This window comes from Brenneria corticis (genome assembly GCF_003115855.1).
GTDB classification, from domain to species: domain Bacteria; phylum Pseudomonadota; class Gammaproteobacteria; order Enterobacterales; family Enterobacteriaceae; genus Brenneria; species Brenneria corticis.
Genome location: NZ_KZ819082.1, coordinates 19,333 through 40,251, shown reverse-complemented (window position 1 = coordinate 40,251; position 20,919 = coordinate 19,333). Strand labels below are relative to the sequence as shown.

General features: G+C 53.6%; 18 protein-coding genes. 9 read left to right on the top strand and 9 right to left on the bottom strand.

The genetic code is table 11. The features are described 5' to 3' along the window. Positions 1-45 precede the first annotated feature (45 nt). The 6 genes from DDT56_RS13905 to DDT56_RS13880 form a co-directional block, all read right to left on the bottom strand. Positions 46-1,536, bottom strand: a complete 1,491-nt coding sequence (locus DDT56_RS13905; protein ID WP_136167042.1) for a mannitol dehydrogenase family protein — start codon at positions 1,534-1,536, stop codon at positions 46-48. A gap of 42 nt (positions 1,537-1,578) precedes the next feature. After that, a complete protein-coding gene (gene yiaK / locus DDT56_RS13900) occupies positions 1,579-2,604 on the bottom strand; it encodes a 3-dehydro-L-gulonate 2-dehydrogenase (RefSeq protein WP_136167041.1) in 1,026 nt (341 codons plus the stop codon). A gap of 150 nt (positions 2,605-2,754) precedes the next feature. Continuing rightward, positions 2,755-4,128 (bottom strand): MFS transporter, encoded by a 1,374-nt coding sequence (locus DDT56_RS13895; protein WP_136167040.1) that lies wholly within the window; start codon positions 4,126-4,128, stop codon positions 2,755-2,757. A gap of 215 nt (positions 4,129-4,343) precedes the next feature. Continuing rightward, complete coding sequence (locus DDT56_RS13890) at positions 4,344-5,363, bottom strand: Zn-dependent oxidoreductase (protein ID WP_136167039.1); 1,020 nt, start codon at positions 5,361-5,363, stop codon at positions 4,344-4,346. Between the two features lie 11 nt (positions 5,364-5,374). Then, positions 5,375-6,589: a D-mannonate dehydratase ManD gene (gene manD, locus DDT56_RS13885; RefSeq protein ID WP_136167038.1), complete on the bottom strand. Its 1,215-nt coding sequence runs from the start codon at positions 6,587-6,589 to the stop codon at positions 5,375-5,377. Between the two features lie 205 nt (positions 6,590-6,794). Then, complete coding sequence (locus DDT56_RS13880) at positions 6,795-7,706, bottom strand: LysR family transcriptional regulator (RefSeq protein ID WP_136167037.1); 912 nt, start codon at positions 7,704-7,706, stop codon at positions 6,795-6,797. Positions 7,707-7,916: 210 nt separating this feature from the next. Here DDT56_RS13880 and DDT56_RS13875 point away from each other — a divergent pair, with 210 nt between their 5' ends. From DDT56_RS13875 to DDT56_RS13850, 6 genes are all read left to right on the top strand, one after another. Further along, positions 7,917-8,894 (top strand): alpha/beta hydrolase, encoded by a 978-nt coding sequence (locus DDT56_RS13875; protein ID WP_136167036.1) that lies wholly within the window; start codon positions 7,917-7,919, stop codon positions 8,892-8,894. A gap of 596 nt (positions 8,895-9,490) precedes the next feature. Next, positions 9,491-10,195 (top strand): 4Fe-4S dicluster domain-containing protein, encoded by a 705-nt coding sequence (locus DDT56_RS13870; RefSeq protein WP_136167035.1) that lies wholly within the window; start codon positions 9,491-9,493, stop codon positions 10,193-10,195. Further along, complete coding sequence (nrfD, locus tag DDT56_RS13865) at positions 10,188-11,147, top strand: cytochrome c nitrite reductase subunit NrfD (RefSeq protein ID WP_136167034.1); 960 nt, start codon at positions 10,188-10,190, stop codon at positions 11,145-11,147. Before DDT56_RS13870 ends, nrfD begins: the two co-directional genes overlap by 8 nt. Positions 11,148-11,151: 4 nt before the next feature. Beyond that, positions 11,152-12,528: an MFS transporter gene (locus DDT56_RS13860; protein ID WP_136167033.1), complete on the top strand. Its 1,377-nt coding sequence runs from the start codon at positions 11,152-11,154 to the stop codon at positions 12,526-12,528. 79 nt (positions 12,529-12,607) lie between these two features. After that, on the top strand, positions 12,608-12,961 hold the full coding sequence (locus DDT56_RS13855) for an FMN-binding protein (protein WP_136167032.1): 354 nt from the start codon (positions 12,608-12,610) through the stop codon (positions 12,959-12,961). A gap of 48 nt (positions 12,962-13,009) precedes the next feature. After that, the gene (locus tag DDT56_RS13850) at positions 13,010-14,536 is read left to right on the top strand and encodes an FAD-dependent oxidoreductase (protein ID WP_136167031.1); all 1,527 of its coding nucleotides are present in this window, start codon (positions 13,010-13,012) and stop codon (positions 14,534-14,536) included. A 75-nt stretch (positions 14,537-14,611) separates the two neighbouring features. Here DDT56_RS13850 and alkB read toward each other — a convergent pair whose 3' ends face one another. Together alkB and ada are read right to left on the bottom strand one after the other, a co-directional pair. Beyond that, the gene (gene alkB, locus DDT56_RS13845; protein WP_136167030.1) at positions 14,612-15,268 is read right to left on the bottom strand and encodes a DNA oxidative demethylase AlkB; all 657 of its coding nucleotides are present in this window, start codon (positions 15,266-15,268) and stop codon (positions 14,612-14,614) included. After that, a complete protein-coding gene (ada, locus tag DDT56_RS13840) occupies positions 15,258-16,355 on the bottom strand; it encodes a bifunctional DNA-binding transcriptional regulator/O6-methylguanine-DNA methyltransferase Ada (protein WP_136167029.1) in 1,098 nt (365 codons plus the stop codon). Before ada ends, alkB begins: the two co-directional genes overlap by 11 nt. A gap of 209 nt (positions 16,356-16,564) precedes the next feature. Between ada and DDT56_RS13835 the strand changes: the two genes are divergently transcribed. Then, the gene (locus DDT56_RS13835) at positions 16,565-17,233 is read left to right on the top strand and encodes a DNA-3-methyladenine glycosylase family protein (RefSeq protein ID WP_136167028.1); all 669 of its coding nucleotides are present in this window, start codon (positions 16,565-16,567) and stop codon (positions 17,231-17,233) included. Positions 17,234-17,273: 40 nt separating this feature from the next. On the opposite strand, the gene DDT56_RS13830 is transcribed toward DDT56_RS13835, so the two are convergent. Beyond that, positions 17,274-17,738 carry a multidrug/biocide efflux PACE transporter gene (locus DDT56_RS13830; RefSeq protein ID WP_136167027.1) on the bottom strand — a complete coding sequence of 155 codons (465 nt, stop codon included), beginning with the start codon at positions 17,736-17,738 and terminating at the stop codon, positions 17,274-17,276. A 142-nt stretch (positions 17,739-17,880) separates the two neighbouring features. Between DDT56_RS13830 and DDT56_RS13825 the strand changes: the two genes are divergently transcribed. Continuing rightward, entirely contained in the window at positions 17,881-18,780 is a 900-nt protein-coding gene (locus DDT56_RS13825; protein WP_136167026.1) for a LysR family transcriptional regulator, read from the top strand. A 426-nt stretch (positions 18,781-19,206) separates the two neighbouring features. Beyond that, positions 19,207-20,850 carry a class I fumarate hydratase FumA gene (fumA, locus tag DDT56_RS13820; protein ID WP_136167025.1) on the top strand — a complete coding sequence of 548 codons (1,644 nt, stop codon included), beginning with the start codon at positions 19,207-19,209 and terminating at the stop codon, positions 20,848-20,850. The last annotated feature ends 69 nt before the right edge of the window (positions 20,851-20,919 follow it).

The window sequence follows — 20,919 nt, the reverse complement described above, 5'->3', positions numbered from 1 at the left end:
AACGTTGCTTCATCCCTGATTACCGCTCCCCGCCGGGTTATTAACTCAGCGTTTATTTATTTTCTGTAACACCAGAGCGACGGACTTTTTGGCGCCGTGGGTCCGCAATAGACGATAAGCCTCATCGACCTGTCGAACAAAAACGGGGTTGTCCGGCAAATCATTGCCGAATACGTCGCGCAGGCTTAATAACGCCCAGACTCTGCCCTGCCCGTCTTCACTCTGCGCCACCAGCTGCGCCAGTTTTTCCTGCAACGGATCGCTGACGTCGATGGGTTGTCCCCGGTCGTCCACGCCGCCGACGTAACGCATCCACCCCGCCACCCCTAACGCCAGCAGATCGAAAGGCTCGCCGGCGGCCAGATGGACGCGAATGGAATCCAGCATACGTTGCGGCAGCTTCAATGTTCCGTCCATGGCGATTTGCCAGGTGCGGTGTTTCAGCCCGGTATTGCGATAGCGCTCCAGCAAGGATTCGGCGTAGGCCGCCAGATCGACATTCTCGACGCGCAGCGTGGTGGCCTGCTCATCCAGCATAAGCCGGCGCGCCGCCCGGACATAGTCGCTATCCTGCATACACTCATCAATGTACTGATAGCCGGCCAGATAGCCGAGATAAGCCAGAAAGGAGTGGCTGCCGTTGAGCATGCGCAGCTTCATTTCTTCATAAGGCAGGACGTCCGTCACCAGTTCGGCGCCAACCTTCTCCCATGCGGGACGTCCGGCGACGAAATTATCTTCAATTACCCATTGTCTGAAAGGTTCGCAGGCGATCCCCACCGGATCCTGAATCCCGCCGATAACCTGCGCGATCTTCTCCAGCGTCTCCGGCGTAATGGCGGGAACAATCCGATCCACCATGGTGGAAGGAAAGCTGACATTGTCCGCTATCCACGTTGCCAAGGCGGCATCCTGCGCCTGCGCCAGTGCGAGAACCACATTGCGGGTGACGCTGCCGTTATTCGGCATATTGTCGCAGGACATCACCGCAAACGGCTTCAGGGATTTTTCCCGCCGTAGCCGCAGTGCTTCAACAATCGCGCCGGGCGCGGAGCGGGGTTGCCGCGGGTGAGCCAGATCGTGCTGAATAAGCGGGTGATTGGTATCAATGGATGCGGTTGACGGCAGGTAGCAATACCCTTTCTCCGTCACCGTCAGCGAGACAATGGCAATATCCGGCTGCGTCATCGCGGCCAGCACGCGGTCAATCCCGTCCGCTTCGCCATGAAGAGCCTGGCGCACCACCCCCACAATACGGCCATGCCAGTGACTGCCGCTCATTTCGCTCACCGAATAGAGTAAATCCTGTTGTCGCAGATCGGCGATTTGCCGCTCGCCGCCGATCAGGTTAACTTCGCAATACCCCCAGTCGCTGCCGTGCTCGGCGGCCAACTGGTCGGCGTAAACCGCCTGATGAGCCCGGTGAAAGGCGCCGAAACCCAGATGCACGATGCGGGTTTTCAGTAAATTGCGATCATATTCAGGGATAATCGTCCCCTGGGACAGCTGGTGAAGATTGCTTGGTGAAAGATTCATCGAAAGAGTCTCATTTAAAATTTTGCCGAATATTGCCCATCGTCATTTGCTTATCCATTCCGCCAGTTGCAGCACCTCCGCCCATACGCCATCGTCTACCGGGATCCCCCGTCGCAGATTCTCACGGCGGTTCTCAGCCGAGCGTTCTCCCGGATAATTCACCTCTGTTCGCCCCTCGACCGGCGCCGAGGTGTTGACATAATCCGCCACGCTATCCGCCATACGCTCGCTGAATTCGCGGCCGCCAAGCTGGGCCGGATCGAAAACGATAAAAATCTGGCTGGCGCCGGTACAGCTGCCTTTTTCGACCTTATCGATGGCGTTCGTCGGATTACCGGCGGAAAGCAGTGCCGCCATCGCATCCAGCAGCACCGCCAGACCGGATCCTTTCCAATATCCGGTGGGAAGAATGCGCATGGATTGTTCAATCGGACCGGGCTCATCCGTCAGATGGCCCGCATTGTCGTAACCGCCGGGGAAAGACAGACGTTCACCTTTCAGACGCGTTACCTGCAACTTGCCGTATGAGTATTGCGACATGGCCATATCCAGCACCAGCGGCCCTTTTTCGCGCGGCACCGCCATTACAAAGGGGTTATTGCCCAGCCGGGTATCTTTAGCACCCCATGCCGGCATACAGGATTCGGTATTGGTCCAGCAGATCGCCGCCAGCCCTTTTTCCGCGGTTTTCCATCCGTAGGTGCCGCCCCGCATCCAGTGCGTGGTATTACGCAGCGCGACGATGCCAACAGCGTTTTTACGCGCTATCTCGGCGGCTTTCTCCGCGGCAAACAGGGCGTTGGTTATGCCAATACCCTGATTACCGTCGTAAATTTCAATAACCCCCAATGATTTAACCCGCGTTGGCTCGGCATCGATATCCACCCAGCCTTTGCGAACATAATCAACAAACCGGGGCACGCGATTCAAACCGTGTGAATAGATGCCGTCACAGCTGGATTCAGTGTGGATCTGCGCGCAGATTTCCGCTTTCCGTTCACTTAATCCGGCATTAAGAAAGGCTTTTTTCACCGTCTCTTTCATGACATCAAAATTGACTCGTTGCATAGTCTTTATCTCATTCGATCTACAGGCTAATGGCGATATGTATGCCTGTTTCAATATGATGAAATTACAGATAACAATGTAATTCCCCAGCCACAGGCATCATCCAGGCCGATAAACTCGCTTCCCTTCTCCGGCTATTCTTTGCTGGCGTTACGCCGCGTCTTCCAACTCGTCCAAATCACGATCTTTTACTTCAGGCATGCAAATGGCCGAGAACAACCCTATCAGCGAATAGACGATGACCATCACCGCAATCGGCCACCATGAGCCGGTGATATTGCAGAAAATACCGGCCAGGACGGGACCGAATCCAACGGCGACCAAACCGCCGGTCTCTTTGGAAATAGCCATTTGAGTGAAACGATTACGCGCGCCGAAAATTTCCGCCATGGTGATATTTTCCAGCGCGAACAAGCCCAATACGGCGAAGTTATGAATAACGATAATGCAGGTAATAATGATATTAACGTCGGTATTTTTATCCACGATAATTGAGAGCATCGGATACGCCAACAAAATCGCCGAGATATTGAGAATAATATAAGGCGTACGACGCCCGATTTTATCGGAGAGCCAGCCCAGTAATGGTATGGTGATAAAGCCGATAATAGAGCTGATCATCAGTGCGTCGGTGGGAATATATTTATCGAATAGCAGCGTCTGTACCAAATATCCCGCCAGGAATGTCTGAATCAGCCCCGAATTGCCGGCTTGCCCGAACCGTAATCCGGTTGCCAGCCAGAAGGACTTGCTGTTAAACATCTCCAATAGGGATTTCTGTTCATTTTGCGCGCTAACAATATTTGACAATGAATGATCTTCGGCAGCCTCGTTATTCACTTTTTCAAACACCGGGCTCTCTTTCAGGTTCAACCGCAGCCAGATGGCAAACAGCATAACCACGACGCTGGCCAGGAAAGGAATACGCCAACCCCACGCCAATAATTCTTCTCTGTCGAGGGCAAAGAACATGACGGCCCATATCGCCGTCGCGCTGAGCGTCCCGCAGTTGGTGCCCATCGCCACCAGGGAGGAAATAATGCCGCGCTTACCCTTTGGCGCATATTCGGCCAGCATCGTCCCGGCGCCGGATATCTCCGCGCCCGCGCCCAACCCCTGAACGATACGCAATGTCACCAGCAGGATCGGCGCAAAAATACCGATCTGGGCGTAGGTGGGTAACACACCGATTAACGTCGTACAGATCCCCATCATGGTGATGGTAATAAACAGCACTTTCTTTCTGCCTACCGCATCCCCCATTCTGCCGAAGATAAAGGCGCCGACAATACGCGCCACATAGCCCGCGCCGTATGTTCCCATGGCCAGAATTAACGCCATGGCGGCCGACTGCTCTGGAAAAAATATTTCATGAAACACCAACGCGGCGCCTAACGAGTACAACTGAAAATCCATAAATTCCAAAGCAGTGCCCAACCATCCGGATACGGCCGCTTTTACCAGGTCGGTCGTACTCCGCACAGGCTTATTATTCTGCCCGGGATCTATTTGTTTGTCGTTCATCTTTATACTCTCTACGGTTTGTAGTTATGCGCATAGCACCGCCGCACAATAACGTTAAATTGTGCGACACCATGTCCAAGCCTTGGCAAATAAGGCTTAGGGCGATACAGAGGAAGATAATTATTAGAATAAAACTGCCGCTATTGTATGGTTCAGTCGTTATCCCCTTTTAAATAAATCATATTCTCAGCAGGCACAGATAGTTATTAACCCGATTACTGATTGAACTTCAGTAATACCTTGCAACAGCTTTTTTGATCCTTTTCGAATATATCAATCGCTGCCACCACCTGTTGATAATCAAATCGGTGGGTGATTAATTTTAACGGGTCGATCTTTTTCTTTTGCAGCCATTCAATAACCAGCGGAAATTTATTCGCATTAAGCCTTGAAGAGAAAATAGAAAGCTCTTTGCTGGTAATACCCTGTTGGGTTATCTGACAGGGGTCGCTGGAAAAGCCCATAATCGCGATGCGGGCGGCGGGTGAGGCTATGGCTATCGCCTCTGATAAAATTGACGGATGACAGGCCGCATCAATAATCAATGTGGGTTTGATATTCAGCTTGTCCAATTCATCTTTTAATGACAGTGAAGCGTTATTAATCACCTTATCCGCCCCGCAACGCTGCGCCATGGCCAAACGTTCGGGGATGCGATCGACGACGATAACCTCTTTTACCTGATAAACCCCTTTTAACACCTGAACGGAGGTCAGCCCCATCGGCCCGGCGCCGTAAATCAGGGCAATATCCCGTTGCGTTGGTTTAACCTGGGCGGCGACGTTGGCGGAAATGGTGAAAGGCTCCACCATGACCGCAAATTCATCCGCTATATCATCCGGAATAGGATACGCATTTTTAGCCGGCACCACGCTGTACTCGCTAAACCCGCCGTCGCGATGCACGCCCAGCACCACCAAAGACGTACAGACGTTTGGTTTGCCGACGGAACAGGGGTAACAGTGTCCGCAGCTGACCACGGGATCAACGGACACTCTTTCACCGATACGCGAGGCATCCACGCCCTCGCCGACGGCGTCAATGACGCCAAAAAACTCATGGCCGATCACCCGCGGGTATTTGGCGAAAGGATTGTGACCGCGATAAATATGGCTATCCGAACCGCAAATTCCGGCCAACGCCACCTTAACCCTGACATCGCCTTTGGCCGGTCGAGGCACGTCTCGTTCCTCGATCGCCAGCTCATTCGGCTGTTTTATCACCACGCTTTTCATAACAGGTTCCTTTACCAATTCCACAGTGTGCCGTCTTCCAGGCGCGCGACCGGCAGATAGGCGGGTTCATAGGGGTATTTGGCGGCCAGCTTTTCATCAAACTCGATGCCCAGTCCCGGTTTGTCGCCGGGGTGCATATACCCTTTGTCAAACACCCAGCTATGGGGGAACACTTCCAGCATCTGCTCGGAATAGCCCATATATTCCTGTACGCCGAAGTTGGGCACCCAGAGATCGAAATGCAGCGCCGCCGCCATGCAAATCGGCGATAGATCGGACGGGCCGTGCGAGCCGGTGCGCACCTGGTATAAAGAAGCAAAGTCGGCGATCCGCCGCATACCGGTAATGCCGCCCGTATGGGTAATGGTGGTGCGGATATAGTCGATTAGCTGCTCTTCGATCAGCTGCTTGCAGTCCCAAATGCTGTTAAAGACTTCCCCGACGGCAATCGGCGTAACCGTATGCTGACGAATCAGGCGGAAACACTCCTGGTTTTCCGCGGGGGTGGGATCTTCCATCCAGAACAGGCGGTAATCTTCGATGCTCTTGCCGAAGCGCGCGGCCTCTATCGGCGTCAGGCGATGATGCATGTCGTGCAGCAGATGTTCCGCGAAGCCAAATTTGTCACGCACCGCCGCAAACAGTTTCGGGGTGAAATCGAGATATTTTTCCGTCGACCACAGTTGCTCTTCCGGCCAGTTGCCCTTGGTCGCCGGCTCATAGGCCAGGCCTTTGCCTTTCGCCATCCCGTAGGTGGTTTCCATGCCGGGCACGCCGCACTGCACGCGAATCGCTTTAAATCCCATATCGCGGTGTTTGGCGTAATCATCCAGCACTTCATCGATGGTACGGCCGGTGGTATGGCAATAAACCATCACGCCGGTGCGCGATGCGCCGCCCAGCAGTTGATAAAGCGGCATATTGGCCGCTTTGCCTTTGATATCCCACAGCGCCATATCCACGGCTGAAATCGCCGACATGGTCACCGGACCGCGACGCCAATAGGCGCCTTTATAAAAATACTGCCAGATATCTTCAATCTGTTGCGCATCACGCCCAATCAATTGCGGGCAAATATGATCCTGTAGATAAGAAGCGACCGACAGTTCACGACCGTTGAGCGTCGCATCGCCGATACCGGTCACTCCGCTGTCCGTGGTAATTTTCAAGGTGACGAAGTTACGCCCCGGGCAAGTCACAAATACTTCTGCGCTGACAATTTTCACTTTACCTATCCTTCTCTACTGATGATCGCTAACGCCCTCTGCATCAACTACCATACAAGTATATAAAGGGAGATAAATTGAGTCACTTCACACTTATGTCATCGGGAGTATGAATGGCGGACGACGGCGGGCTAACGAAAACGGACGCGCAAAAACAGCGGTCATTACCCGCTTATTTACGGTAAAAGTGAGTTAACACATGAAGTTAATCGTTTGGCAATTTAAAGGAATCGTCGTGTTTTTCCAGAAAATCCACAAATAGACGCACCATCGGTATGTTGATGCTGCGTTTCAGGTAACTTACCGCAAAGGTTCTTTTCAGTTGCTCTTCCAGCGGAACGATGGCGATGTCATATCCCTCCAGGCTTTTGGCGACGGAAGAACAAAGGAATACCACGCCGGACTGGTTCATCACCAGATCCATAATGATGTCGATATTGCTGCACTCGCGAAAATAGCAGGGATTGATGCCCAATTTGGTAAACGTCTCGGAGACCATCGCATGCTCGCCGGTCCCTTTCTGCGGCACGATCAATTTATTATTCGCCAAGCGCGTCAGGTTTAACGTGGTGGATTCGGCTAACGGATGCGACGCGGCCATGACCACCACGATGTCATCCACCAGAAAAACCGAATGATTGAACAGCGGATCGTTCAGATACTCGTCAAAAGGGGTGGAGAAAGAAATATGAATTTCGGTATTGCGCACCTTTTCCAGTAAGTGGGTACTTACCCCATCAATAAACGAGATTTCTATATTGGGATAGTTTTTCTGAAACAGGCTAAAAACGTTGTAGTAGTCCAGGCGGTTGAAAATCGGAATGACGCCCACCAGCAGGGCGCCCTCGGAGCTTTCCTCATAGCTGCTGACAAACTGCTCCAGCTCATAATGCTCTTTAATCAACGGACGAATTTTTTTGGCGAAAAGCCGGCCGAACGGCGTAAGGGAAAACTGCCGGGTAGTGCGGTTTATCAGCTTTCTCTGGGTTTCAAGCTCTAATCTGGCTATCTCCTGAGAGAGAAATGCCTGCGATATATTCAGCGCTTTCGCCGCTTTGGTAAAACTCCCGACCCTGATGAGTTCCTGATAATAGATAACTCTTTTTATACTAATCATGCGCTATGAATTATTTATAATATATTAAGATAACAATTATATGGATATGCGAAAAAACAAATGTGATGGAATGCACACTTACTTTCCTGCCCAACTGATTAAATTAGCAATATAAAATAAATTTTATATCAATTACATATCGTTGATAACCACTATCCGGCGATATTGTTTCGCTTTCCGCCGCGACCAACCACAGGATTAGACCAAATCATGATCCACCCGAACGCTAAAAAAATATTGCTGGCCGCACTGATGGTCGGCGTCTCCTGCTTGAGCAATACGGCGGCGGCTGCCTCCGCTACGCAAGAGCTGACCGTTAATCCCGCCGCCGTCCCGGCGGTAAAACTGATTTCCGATGTCGTGTTTTCCCAGGTTCCGAGCCGCGGCTTTCCCAACGTGGCGCTGAAAATGGATATCCTGCAGCCTGAGGCGAAAAAACCGCTGCCCGTGGTGTTGTATATTACCGGGGGCGGCTTTATTCATGCCAACAAAGACAACTACCTGCAACAGCGTCTCAAAATCGCCGAGGCCGGCTATGTGGTCGCCAGCATGGAATACCGCGTCGCCCCCGTGGTGCTTTTCCCCTCGCCGCTGGAAGATGTGAAATCCGCGATTCGCTATCTGCGCGCCAATACCGAGAAGTTCGGCATCGACGGCGGTCGCGTCGCCGTTTTCGGCTCTTCCGCCGGCGGCTATCTGGCGGCGTTCGCCGGTACGACGAACGGCGTCACGCAGTTTGATAAAGGCGAAAACCTCGATCAAAGCAGCCAGGTCCAGGCGGTGATCGATTTCTACGGCTTGTCCGATCTTACGTTGGTCGGCGAAGGGCTGGCGGACAGCATTGTCCAAAAGCACACCTCCGCCTCGGCGACCGAAGCCATGTGGGTTAACGGAACCGCCGTATTCGATGAGGGCGGCGCCATCACCAGCAATCCGGACAGGGCGGCGGCGGCCAATCCGATTAACTACATCAGTAGCGCCACGCCGCCGTTCCTGATTATGCACGGCGCGGATGATGTGATTGTTTCGCCACGGCAAACCGCGCGGCTACACCAGGCGCTGACCGAGGAAAACATCGCCTCCAGCTATTATATCGTCAAGGGAGCGGTACACGGCGGCCCGCATTGGCTTCAGCCGGATATCATGCAAATCACTATCCGTTTTCTCGATAAACATCTGAAACCCTGATGGCGAATTAACATCTTTGCAATATTTATTATCGACGTTGGCGCCGTAAAGGCGCTAACGCTTTTAACGGGATAAATAAATTTCGACCGCGGTCTCGATTTAGTGAAATAAACGCTTACCGGTCACAAATCAATTACCTTATTGTTGAACGCATTAACAAACACCAATACAAATACAAATCATTCGCTAAAAAGTGATTCATTATGTTGCAGATGATTCAGCCCCATCGAATTGAACCGTCGTGCGGCTTATCTAAATAACCGCTATTTATAATAGATTGAGATGAGTTTTATATAGATATACAAAGAAATAAATGTGACTAAGAGCACAACTATACCCTTGGCCCTATGGTCAAATAAAAACAATAAAAAGAATATGGATTACGGGTAAGTAAGTTATCGGAACCGGAATATTTTAAGTCAAAATTTACCTCTGATGCCAAATCGGTACCACTTTCCCCAATAGGTTTTTGTTGCATGGCGCAGGACTGTCTCGTTTACCGTCTGGATGACGCGAATCCGCCAAAAACCTACCACGACGATTTTTGATCGGTATCGCTTTCAGAATGGCTGCAGTTTCAATGTGAAGGTTATGTTATGGAAGAATTCTCTCGTCGTCGTTTTATCGCTTACATGGGAAGCGCTATTGTTGTAACCGGGAATTCCAGTCTGGCGCTGGCGCAGACCACGGATGAACCCGCGAAAACCGCCAAATCCACCGCCGTCAAATATGGTCTGCTGCACAATGAGCAACGCTGCATTGGCTGCAATGCCTGTATCGGCGCCTGTAAAACCACCAACAACGTGCCGGACGGCGTGACCCGGCTGGAAATACTTAAAACCGTCGATCTCCCGGCCGAGGGGAAGACACGGGCATTCAAGCAATATTTCCGCAAATCCTGTCAGCACTGCGAAAACCCGCCTTGCGTCTCCGTATGTCCGACCGGCGCTTCGTTTAAAGACGCGTTAACCGGCATCGTCGACGTCAATGATAAACGCTGTGTCGGTTGCCGCTACTGCATCGCCGCCTGTCCGTATCATGTGCGTTTCATTAATCCGGTCAGTAAAACGGCGGACAAATGCAACTTTTGCCGGGAAACCAACCTGGCCGCGGGGAAACAGCCCGCCTGCGTTGAAATCTGCCCGACCAAAGCCCTGGTGTTCGGCGATCTGAACGACCCCGAAAGCGATATTTCAAAAATGATCAAGAGCAACTCAACCTATCGGTCAAAAGTCTATCTTGGCACCGAACCACAACTTTATCGCGTACCGGGCAGACGGGGAGAAATAGACAATGCTTAACGCCTTCCATTTCGACACCCTGGTATGGGACTGGCCCATCGCCATTTATCTGTTGCTGGTGGGCATCTCAGCGGGAATGGTGTCGCTGTCGATATTGATTAAATACTATGTGCCCGCCGAATATAACGGCGGCAACAACATTATAAAATCCACCGCGATCGTCGCCCCGCTGGCCGTTATTATCGGTCTGCTGATTCTGATTTTTCACCTCACCCGTCCGCTGACGTTCTGGTACCTGATGGTTTTCTACAGCCCCACCTCCATCATGTCGCTCGGGGTGATGTTATTTCAGGTCTATTTCGTGGTCATCGCCCTGTGGATTATCAACCTCTACCGCGATCCTTTACTCCGCCTGATTGAAAGCAAAATCCGTCGCCCGGCGCTCACCGCGCTGGCGCAAAAGGTCACCGGCGCGATCGCCGGTAAAGCCGGGCTGATTGAAAAAACGCTGCTGGTGCTGGCCGTGCTGCTCGGCTGCTATACCGGTTTCCTGCTCTCCGCGCTGAAATCGTTCCCGCTGTTAAACAACCCGGTGTTACCGGTATTGTTCCTGGCGTCCGGCACCACCTCCGGCATTGCGGTGGCGATGCTGGCTAACGCCATCAGCCGTAGCGCCTCCGGCAATACCGCCACCATGCACTTTATTCATAAAATAGAGAATCCGGTTATCTACGCCGAAGTGTTTTTGCTGTTCGCCTTCTTTGTCGGCCTTATTCTGGGCGGCGGGCAAAAAACGGTGGCGGCGCATACCGCGCTCACCGGCTTCTGGGGCGGCGTGTTCTGGATCGGCATCATCGGGCTGGGGATTGCCGTTCCGTTAATCGCCAGCTTTATGCGCAAAAACCGGGAACCAGGCAGAGGCAGTCTCGCGGCGATGGCGGCGTTAAGCCTGCTGGGCGTTTTCCTGTTGCGCATGTTCGTGCTCTATGCCGGACAAATGACGGTGGCCTAAGGCGATGAATACGTCATGGGTCTTATTCTGGATTGCATCCATCACTTTTTTTATGCAATCCCTGGATACCACCATGCTGTATATCGCCATTCCGGCCATCGCCGACTCCCTGCATCAACCGGTGCTGCGTATGGAAATGATCGTGATTTCCTACGTCATCACCGTGGTGGCTTTCACACCGGTCAATGGCTGGCTGTCTGAGCGTTTAGGCGAAAAGAAAACCTATCTGCTGGCTATCGGCATATTTATGCTGGGGTCGTTGTTGTGCGTAACGGCGAACTCCATTGTCAGCCTGAGCGTTTTTCGTTTTATTCAGGGGATCGGCGGCGCGCTGATGCTGCCTATTATCAGAACCGTGATATTAAGAACCACGCCGCAGGCCATGAAACTGATATTTCTTAACCGCATTACCCTGCTCGGTTTATTGGGCACCATGATTGGCCCGGTATTAGGCAGTTTTCTGGTTAATCTGTTTTCATGGCGGATTATTTTTATGGCCAATATTCCGTTATCTTTTATCTGTCTTTTTTTGGCGAAAAAACATATTCCCGACGAAGCGGTCAGCGTGGAGCGACAGGCCGATCCTTACGGGCTGGTATTGCTGGTATTAATGCTGTTTCTGGCCGCATTCACGCTTACTGCCATGCCTAAAAACATTATTCCCACGCCTGTCGCCATCCTGTTCTGTTTGTCCGCAACCGGTTTGGCGTTTCTTTATTTCAAACGGGATATCACCAAAAGAGAGACCCTGTTTCCCGCCGCGCTGTTTGAAATAAAAACCTTCTCCATCGGTATCTTCGGCGGAATATTAACCCGGGTGCTGCTGTCGTCCACGCCCGTGGTGCTCTCATTGATGTTGCAAACGACGCTGGACTGCAAACCGGTGGAAACCAGTATTATTCTGCTGCTGTTTTCCACCGGAGCCTTACTGTCAAAAGTGCTTTTCGAGCCGATAATCAAACAGATAGGTTACCGCCGACTGTTGATGACGACCACTGGATTTACCTCGTTGTTTATTCTTGCCATGAGTTTCGCCGTGCAGGAAAAGTCGATGATGCAGATCGGCATTATCGCCACCATCCTGGGTATATTAATATCGACGCTGCACTCCGCGGAAAATACCCTGGCATTCAGCAATCTGAGCAATTCCACCTATAATAGCGGCAATAATGTGCTGACCATAACGCAGCTGATCTCGGTAATGGTAAGTATGGCGCTCACCTTTCCGGCATTACGCTTTCTGTCCCAATTTGAGGTTATCTTTAATTTAAACAGCTTTAGCCTGCTGTTTTTATTACTCGGCATTGGATTACCCATTTGTTGCTTAATATTCAAGCATCTCAACGAAGATGACGGACATCACTTTATTCACGGGAGATAACAGAGAAAAAATTATTATTTTTTTTGCAGTAAATAACTAATGACTTTTATATAAAACCTAACCAAATGGAACCGTTGATATGAAAACATCACCAGGTGCGCTCTCTCTTTGCCTTTTTTTAACCATCGGCAGCGCCGTCGCACAAGATACAGGCAATTTTAAAGCCGGAACCTATTCCGCGGCAAAACCAGGGCTCGGCGGCGATGTCACCGTAACCATTGACGTTGACGATAAAGGGAAAATAACCAAATCCACCATTGACGCGCCGGATGAAACGCCGGAAGTCGGCGGCGAAGCGGCAAAAGAACTGGCCAAAGCGATGACGGAAAAACAGAGCATCGACGTTGACGGCGTATCCGGCGCCAGCATTACCAGCGGCGCAGTACTTGAAGCCGCGGAAGAGGCCTATTCACAAGCAAAAATCAGCAAATGACGGATCATTCCATTACCACGGAGTTTTAATGACTCTAAGGAAGACACCATGCAAAGATTCAGAAAAAATCTGCTCGCGGCCCTATGCATATCAGTAATGGGGCTGTCTGCCGCTCATGCGGAAAGCGCAAAACCGGCCATCCCCCAAAGCGCGGATGTGGTCATCATCGGCGCGGGGGCGGCGGGCACCGCGGCGACCATGGCCGCCGCGGAGAAAGGCGCCAAAATCGTCTTGCTGGAAAAACAGCCCATTGTCGGCGGCACCGGTAACTTCGCCGAAGGTATTTTCGCCGCCAATAGCGCCATGCAAAAACGTCAGGGCATTATCGTCACCCCGGATATGGCCTTCAAAACCATTATGGAGTACAGCCACTGGCTGGCGAATCCGTTTGTGGTGCGGGCGTTCGTCAATCGCTCGGCGGATACCATCGAGTGGGTAAAATCCAAAGGCATCAAGTTTGAATATATCGGCCCCGGCGGCCCTGGCGGCATGTTGACCTGGCACGTTATCGACGGCCCCGGCCACGGACGTCATTTAATCAAGACATTCCATGAGCAATTCAAAAATATGGATGTCACCACCCTGGTCAAGGTCGCGGGTAAGGATCTGATCGTTAAAGATGGCAAAGTGACTGGCGTAACCGCCGAAGACAGCGAAGGCCATCAGTTCCAGATCGAAACCAAAGCGGTGATCATCGCCACCGGCGGCTATGCCAACAACAAAGAGATGCTGCAAAAATACGCCGCCTTCCCGGACACCATCATGGTCGGGAACGTCGGTAAAGACGGCGACGGGATTAATATGGCCTGGAACGCCGGCGCCAAACCGGACGGCCTGGGCCTATTGCAGGCCTATCGCCCCGGCCTGCCCGACTACGCGCCAAACTCGCATCTGTTGGCCGCCGCCCGCCAGCCTTATCTGTGGGTCGACCAGCACGGACGTCGCTTCACCGACGAGTCCAACGTTATTATCTGGCCGCACTCCGGGAATGCGTTATCGAAGGCCGGCGGCATCATGTATTCCATTTTCGACGAACAATCCCGCAAGCATTACGTCGACGACGGCATTGATGTTCCCATTGGCGAATGGGTTATCGCCAATACCAAATTAACCAAGTTCGATAACGAGTTTAATAAAGAGATCCAGAAAAACCGCGGTTTTGTCTTCCAGTCGAAAACCATCGACGGGTTGGCGAAAGCCATGGGCGTGGATGCCGACGTATTGAAAGCGACCATCGAACAGAACAACGCGTTCGCCGCCCAGAAACGGGATGAAGTGTTTAACAAAAACATGGATTACCTGCGCCCGGTAAAAACCGGTCCGTTCTATGCGGTCAGAATGCAACCGGCCGCATTGGGCACGCTGGGCGGGGTTAAAATCGATGAAAAAATGCAGGCCATCGATAAAACCGGCGCAGCGATCCCCGGCTTATACGTCACGGGCAACGACGCCGCGGGCATGTACGGCGACACCTATGATTTGCTGCTGGGCGGCGGAACCTTCGGCTTTGCGCTGAATTCAGGCCGTATCGCGGCGGAAAATGCGCTCGACTATATCCACTTCAGCAAGAAGTAACCGGCGTTAAATCGCGGACCGGTATGGCGCTCCCCTGGTATGGGCGCGCCCTACCGGCTCCCCGGAGATTTGCCGCTACCCGGCTTTGCGAAACGTCAGGTTAAAACGGTACTCCCCCGGCAGGCCTGCCGGCACCGGCCCGCCTTTCAGCGGCGAAATGCCGTGATAACGCAGCCTCGATTCCCCGCCCCACACCACCACGTCGCCGTGCGTCAGCGGCAAACGCCGCACCCGTTCGCCGCGCTTCATGCCGCCAAACAGAAACACCGCGCTTAACCCCAGAGAGAAAGAGACGATGGGCTGCCGGTAGTCATGTTCGTCCTTATCCTGATGCAGCGATAAGCGGGCGCCCACGGCGTAGCGGTTGATCAGGCAGGCATCCGCCTCAAAATCGGCAAAACCGGCCTCGCGGGCGGCGTCTCTCGCCAGTTGCGCAAATATTCCCGGCATCCGCGGCCAGCGTCGCCCGCTAAGCGGATCGACGGCAGAGTAACGATACCCCGAGTCATCGGTTACCCAGCCAAGCGGCCCGCAGTTGGTCATGGCGACCGACATGGTATAGCCGCCCGGCGTCACCATATGGCGGAACGGCGCCCGCCCGGCAACCGCGTTGACCGCCGCCATCAGGTCCACGGCCTGCTGCTGAACAAATCCCCGCAGGATAACCGCGCCGGGCGCCAGCGATTCCGTCCAGCGTCTCGGTTCTTCCTGCTCAAATAAATCAAGATTCATGACGCGCCGGCTCCCCCGCGGCTTTTGCCAGGGCTTCTTTGCTCAACAGCGCGCTTTTGCGCGCCACGCCCCAGCGATAGCCCGACAACGAACCGTCGTGGCGCACCACCCGATGGCAGGGGATCGCCACCGCCAGCCGGTTCGCCGCACAGGCCCCCGCCACCGCCCGCACCGCGGCGGGAGAACCGATCCTGGCGGCGATATCGCTATAGCTGGCAGTTTCCCCGATCGGGATATCGCGCAGCGCCTGCCACACCCGCTGCTGGAAGGCCGTTCCCCGGATATCCAGCGGCAACGCCAGTCCGATTTCCGGCGCATCGACAAAGCCGACGACCTGCGCCACCCGCCGTTCAAACGCCGCATCCCCGCCCACCAGTTGCGCATTGGCGAACATCTCCTGCAACTCCTCGACCAGTTGCTGAGGATCTTCGCCTAACAGGATGGCGCAAATCCCCCGTTCGCTTTCCGCCACCAGAATATCTCCCAGCGAACAGGCGCCAACGGCAAAATAGATCGTCATGCCCCGTCCTTTATGTTGAAAGGTTTTCGGCGTCATGCCCAGTTGCGCATCGCTGGCGGCGTAGAAACGCCCGGCGGCGCTATAGCCGTTATCCAATATCACGGCGGTAACGGCGCCGTTTTTCGCCAACTGCTGGCGTACCTGCCGTTGACGGTGGGCGCCGGCATACTGCCTGGGCGTCACGCCGGTTATCGCCTTGAACAAACGATGAAAATGAAAGGTACTCAGCCCCACCGCCTGCGCCAACGCATGCAGCGTCGGAGGCTTCTCGGTTTGCTCGATCATCCGGCAGGCGCGGGTAATCTGTTCCGCCTGCTGCGCCTCCCGCGATAGTCTGCCCTGACGGCAACGTTTGCAGGGGCGGAATCCCGCCGCCTGCGCCTCGTCGGCGGAGGCGAAAAACAGCACATTTTCACGCTTCGGTCGGCGTGAGGCGCAGGACGGGGAGCAATACACGCCGGTGGTTTTCACCGCATAAATAAAGCCGCCGTCCGCCGCCTTATCGCGCGTGAGCACCGCCAGCCAGCGCGCATCGTCATCCTGATGAGGGTTATCGCCGGTTTTCATTTTTCACCTCCCGCGTAATATAGAGTAGCAAAACCTGATTACAGGCCGGCAACCACCATAAGATGAAAAAACATCGCCAACAGGCCCGAATCTTGCTTTTTAATTCCACCTCCCGCCCGATGCCGCATATAACATAGCCGATCGCCCTACAATCGCTTATGCTCGTTTTTCTGACGCTTAATTTTATCATCGGGCAGGTAAACACCTTTATGACATTTGAGCATGATCGTCAGGCCAGGGAACATCTCAGCGCGATTAATGACCGGTGGGCCGATCTGATAGCACAAATCGGCGACTGCCGTCATCAAACGTCGCCGCACCGGGAACCCTATGAGGCGTTGATTCGCGCCGTGGCCTACCAGCAGCTCACCGCCAGAGCCGGCGATGCGATGATAGCCAGACTGCTGCGACTGCACCAGGGCACGGAACACACCTTTCCCAGCGCGGCGCAAATAGCCGGCTATTCCAATGAAACGCTGAGACAGTGCGGCTTTTCCGCCCGGAAAGCCGAAACGCTGCGCGCCATTGCGCAGGGCGCGCTTAGCGGAACGGTGCCTACCCTGGAACAGGCGCTGACAATGGATGACGAAACCCTTATCGAACGGCTTTGCGCGCTAAAAGGCATCGGCCGCTGGACGGTAGAAATGTTTCTGATTTACTCCCTTGAACGCGCCGACGTTATGCCGCTGGACGATCTGGGGATTAAGCAAGGGCTGCGCTATGTTTACCGGCTGCGGGAAACGCCGACCCGGCGGGCGCTGCATGAGCTGAGCCATTGCTGTCGGCCCTTCCGTACCGTCGCCTCGTGGTATTTGTGGCGCGCGCCGTCACTGCCGGCGTATCAGGAAGTTAAAGCGACGTGGCGGCAGAAACGCTGACGCCGCGGCTTGCGGCCGTATATCCGCCGGCGCGCGGGCGTCAGCGCAGGCGAGAATGCGCCGACATGCGGCAGGCGTTCATCGCGCGGCGGCGAATAATGCGCCCGCGCAGGATATCGTAGCACCAGTTGTATGCCAGGGTATAAGGCAGAAAGAACAGGAAAAAACCGATCTCGACCGCCAGCGCCTGCCACAGCGTAATATTCAGCATCCACGCCGCCAGCGGCAGGCCGATAAAAATAAATCCGCCCTCAAATCCCAGCGCATGGGCCATGCGCAGCGGCAGACGCCGTTTAACCCGGCCGGCGGGCCAAAGCCCGTCAAATATCGCGTTATAAATCATGTTCCAGATCATCGCCACGCTGGATAACAACATCGCCAGCGCCCCGATATCAAATAGCGGCTTATTCAGCACCCAGGCCCCGACGGGGGCGCAAATCAGCAGGGCAATAATTTCAAATCCCAGCGCGTGAAAAATGCGTTCCCACAGCGTTTTCTTTTGCATAGCGCATTCACTTTTTATCATCTTCATTCCTAACGACCTCTCTTTGTCTTTATTCCTCTCTTTTGGCTGAATCCGGCCATTTTCATCGCATTAACTGATAGAATAAAATTAGAATCCATCGATAAAAGCGATAGAGCGAGATATGCGCTACTCCCCTGAATCCCTGCTGGCCTTTGTCGCCGCCGTCAATACCGGTTCATTTTCAGCGGCGGCGCGGCATCTGCATAAAAGCCAGTCCACCGTCAGTACCGCCATCGCCAATCTGGAAGCGGATTTGGGGCTGACGCTGTTCGACCGCGCCAAGCATCAACCCACCTTGACGCCGGCGGGCAAAAAAATACTGGCCTACGTGCAGGCAATCCTTGCCGCCAGCGATGCGCTGGATGAACTGGCGATCCGGCTGGCCGACAAGATTGAACCCCGGCTGACCTTTGTGCTGTCCGATACCTGGAAAACCATGCATTACGAACCGGTGCTGCAACGCTTCGCACGGCGCTTTCCCGATATTGAGTTTGAATGCCTGATCGCCGAAGATGACGATGTGATTGATTTGCTGCAATCCCAGCGCGCGCACGTCGGGCTGGTGCGGGCGCAACCCGCTTATCCGCCGGACATCGCGGTTTCCCGATCGCAGATAAAAACAGAAATGGCGGTATTCGTTGCGGCCGCCCACCCGCTGGCGGCGGAAAAAAACGTCACCCGCAGCCAGCTTGCCACCGCGCGCCAGCTTTATCTCAACACCTATAAACGCGGCGACAGGCTGCAGGCTGAAGGCGCCGTCTGGTCGGCGCCCTCCTATCTGATGCTGCTGGAGATGGCGGAGCAGGGTTTCGGCTGGAGCATCCTGCCGCGCTGGCTGGTTTCACAGTTCGGCCACCAGCTTTTAGTTGAGCTGCCCGTCGCCGGCTGGCCGCAGCAGATTGAGGTGGATATCGCCTGGTCTAAACCCCATCCGCCCGGCCCGGCGGGCTTATGGATGATTGATAACCTGCTCGCTCAGCAGGACACGGCCGCTATTTCACCGACAAACTCACGCCCGTAAACAATAAAGCGCAACGCTTCAATGGCGATTGCGCTGCGTTTCGCTTATATTATTTTGCGCTTAGGCAATAGATTTAAAAAATTAACCGCGCACATTAACGCCTTATTTTGCCCAAACCCCTTATTATTTTAATTAAGTAATTTAAATAAATTACTTAACGCATCTAATCCCGCTAATTAAAGCTATTTCATTACAATGATTTTACTTTTCCCATGAGGTTGTAAATAAAAAGTATTTTCCCAATTTTATTGCCAATTATGTGATGCAGCAAAGTGGTTCTACCCGGCGTAAAACCATACTATTATAGGGATTATTGCTTTTGCATTTGTGCCCGATGCGTATGCAGCCAGTCAAGCCTTATGCGAAGGTTATTAGAATCATGCAGGATATAAACCCACTAATAATGCAAACGCAAGTGAGAAAAAAATGTCGACTAAACCCTTTTATTACCAAGATCCTTTTCCACTAAGTAAGGATGGCACCGAATATCGCCTTCTTAGCAGCGACTTTGTTTCCGTTACGCAGTTTGAAGGCCAGGATATTCTGAAAATCGAACCGCAAGCGCTGACCCTTCTCGCCCAGCAAGCTTTTCATGACGCCTCCTTCTTTCTTCGTCCCTCTCATCAGCAGCAGGTCGCCAGCATTCTTCACGACCCGGAAGCCAGCGAGAACGACAAATACGTGGCGCTGCAATTTCTACGCAACTCTGAAATTGCCGCCAAGGGTATTCTGCCAACCTGTCAGGATACCGGCACCGCCATTATAGTCGGCAAGAAAGGCCAGCGGGTGTGGACCGGCGCCAATGACGCCGAAGCCTTGTCCCATGGCGTTTACAACACATTCACCGAAGATAACCTGCGCTACTCGCAGAATGCCGCGCTGGATATGTACAAAGAGGTCAATACCGGCACCAATCTGCCGGCGCAGATCGATCTCTACAGCACCGAGGGCGAAGAGTATAAATTCCTGTTCGTCAGCAAAGGCGGCGGTTCCGCCAACAAAACCTATCTGTATCAGGAAACCAAGGCGCTGCTGAACCCCGAGAAATTGAAATCCTTTTTGCTGGATAAAATGCGCTCGCTGGGTACGGCCGCCTGTCCGCCATACCATATCGCCTTTGTCGTCGGCGGCACCTCCGCCGAAACCACGCTGAAAACCGTCAAGCTGGCGTCGACCAAATATTATGATGAACTGCCCACCGAAGGTAATGAACACGGTCAGGCATTCCGCGATATCGCCCTCGAGCAGGAACTGCTGCAAGCCGCGCGCGATTTCGGCCTGGGCGCGCAGTTCGGCGGTAAATATTTCGCCCACGATGTGCGCGTTATCCGCCTGCCGCGTCACGGCGCGTCCTGCCCGGTCGGGATGGGCGTCTCCTGTTCGGCGGACCGCAATATCAAGGGGAAAATCAACCGCAAAGGGGTTTGGCTGGAGCAGCTTGAACACAATCCGGGTAAATATATCCCTGAAGAGCTGCGTCAGGCGGGTGAAGGCGATGCGGTGAAAATCGACCTTAACCGCCCGATGCCGGAAATTTTAAAAGAGCTGTCGCAATACCCGGTGTCCACCCGCCTTTCCCTGACCGGCACCATCATCGTCGGTCGCGACATTGCCCATGCCAAACTGAAAGAGCGTCTGGATAACGGCGAAGGCCTGCCGCAGTACGTTAAGGATCACCCAATCTACTACGCCGGTCCGGCGAAAACCCCCGTCGGTTACGCTTCCGGTTCATTAGGCCCGACAACGGCCGGACGCATGGACTCCTACGTGGATCTGCTGCAAGCCAACGGCGGCAGCATGATCATGCTGGCGAAAGGCAACCGCAGCCAGCAGGTGACCGATGCCTGCCACAAACACGGCGGTTTCTATCTCGGCAGTATCGGCGGCCCGGCGGCCATTCTGGCGCAGAACAGCATCAAGAGTCTGACCTGCGTGGAATACCCGGAACTGGGTATGGAAGCCATCTGGAAGATTGAAGTGGAAGACTTCCCGGCCTTTATTCTGGTTGATGATAAAGGCAACGATTTCTACCAGATAATCCAGTCTTCTCAATGCGCAAAATGTAGCTAACCGCCCATCGCGGTCACGGAATACCCCGGCAAACACGCCGGGGTATTTGTATCTTGATTCCTCCCAGGC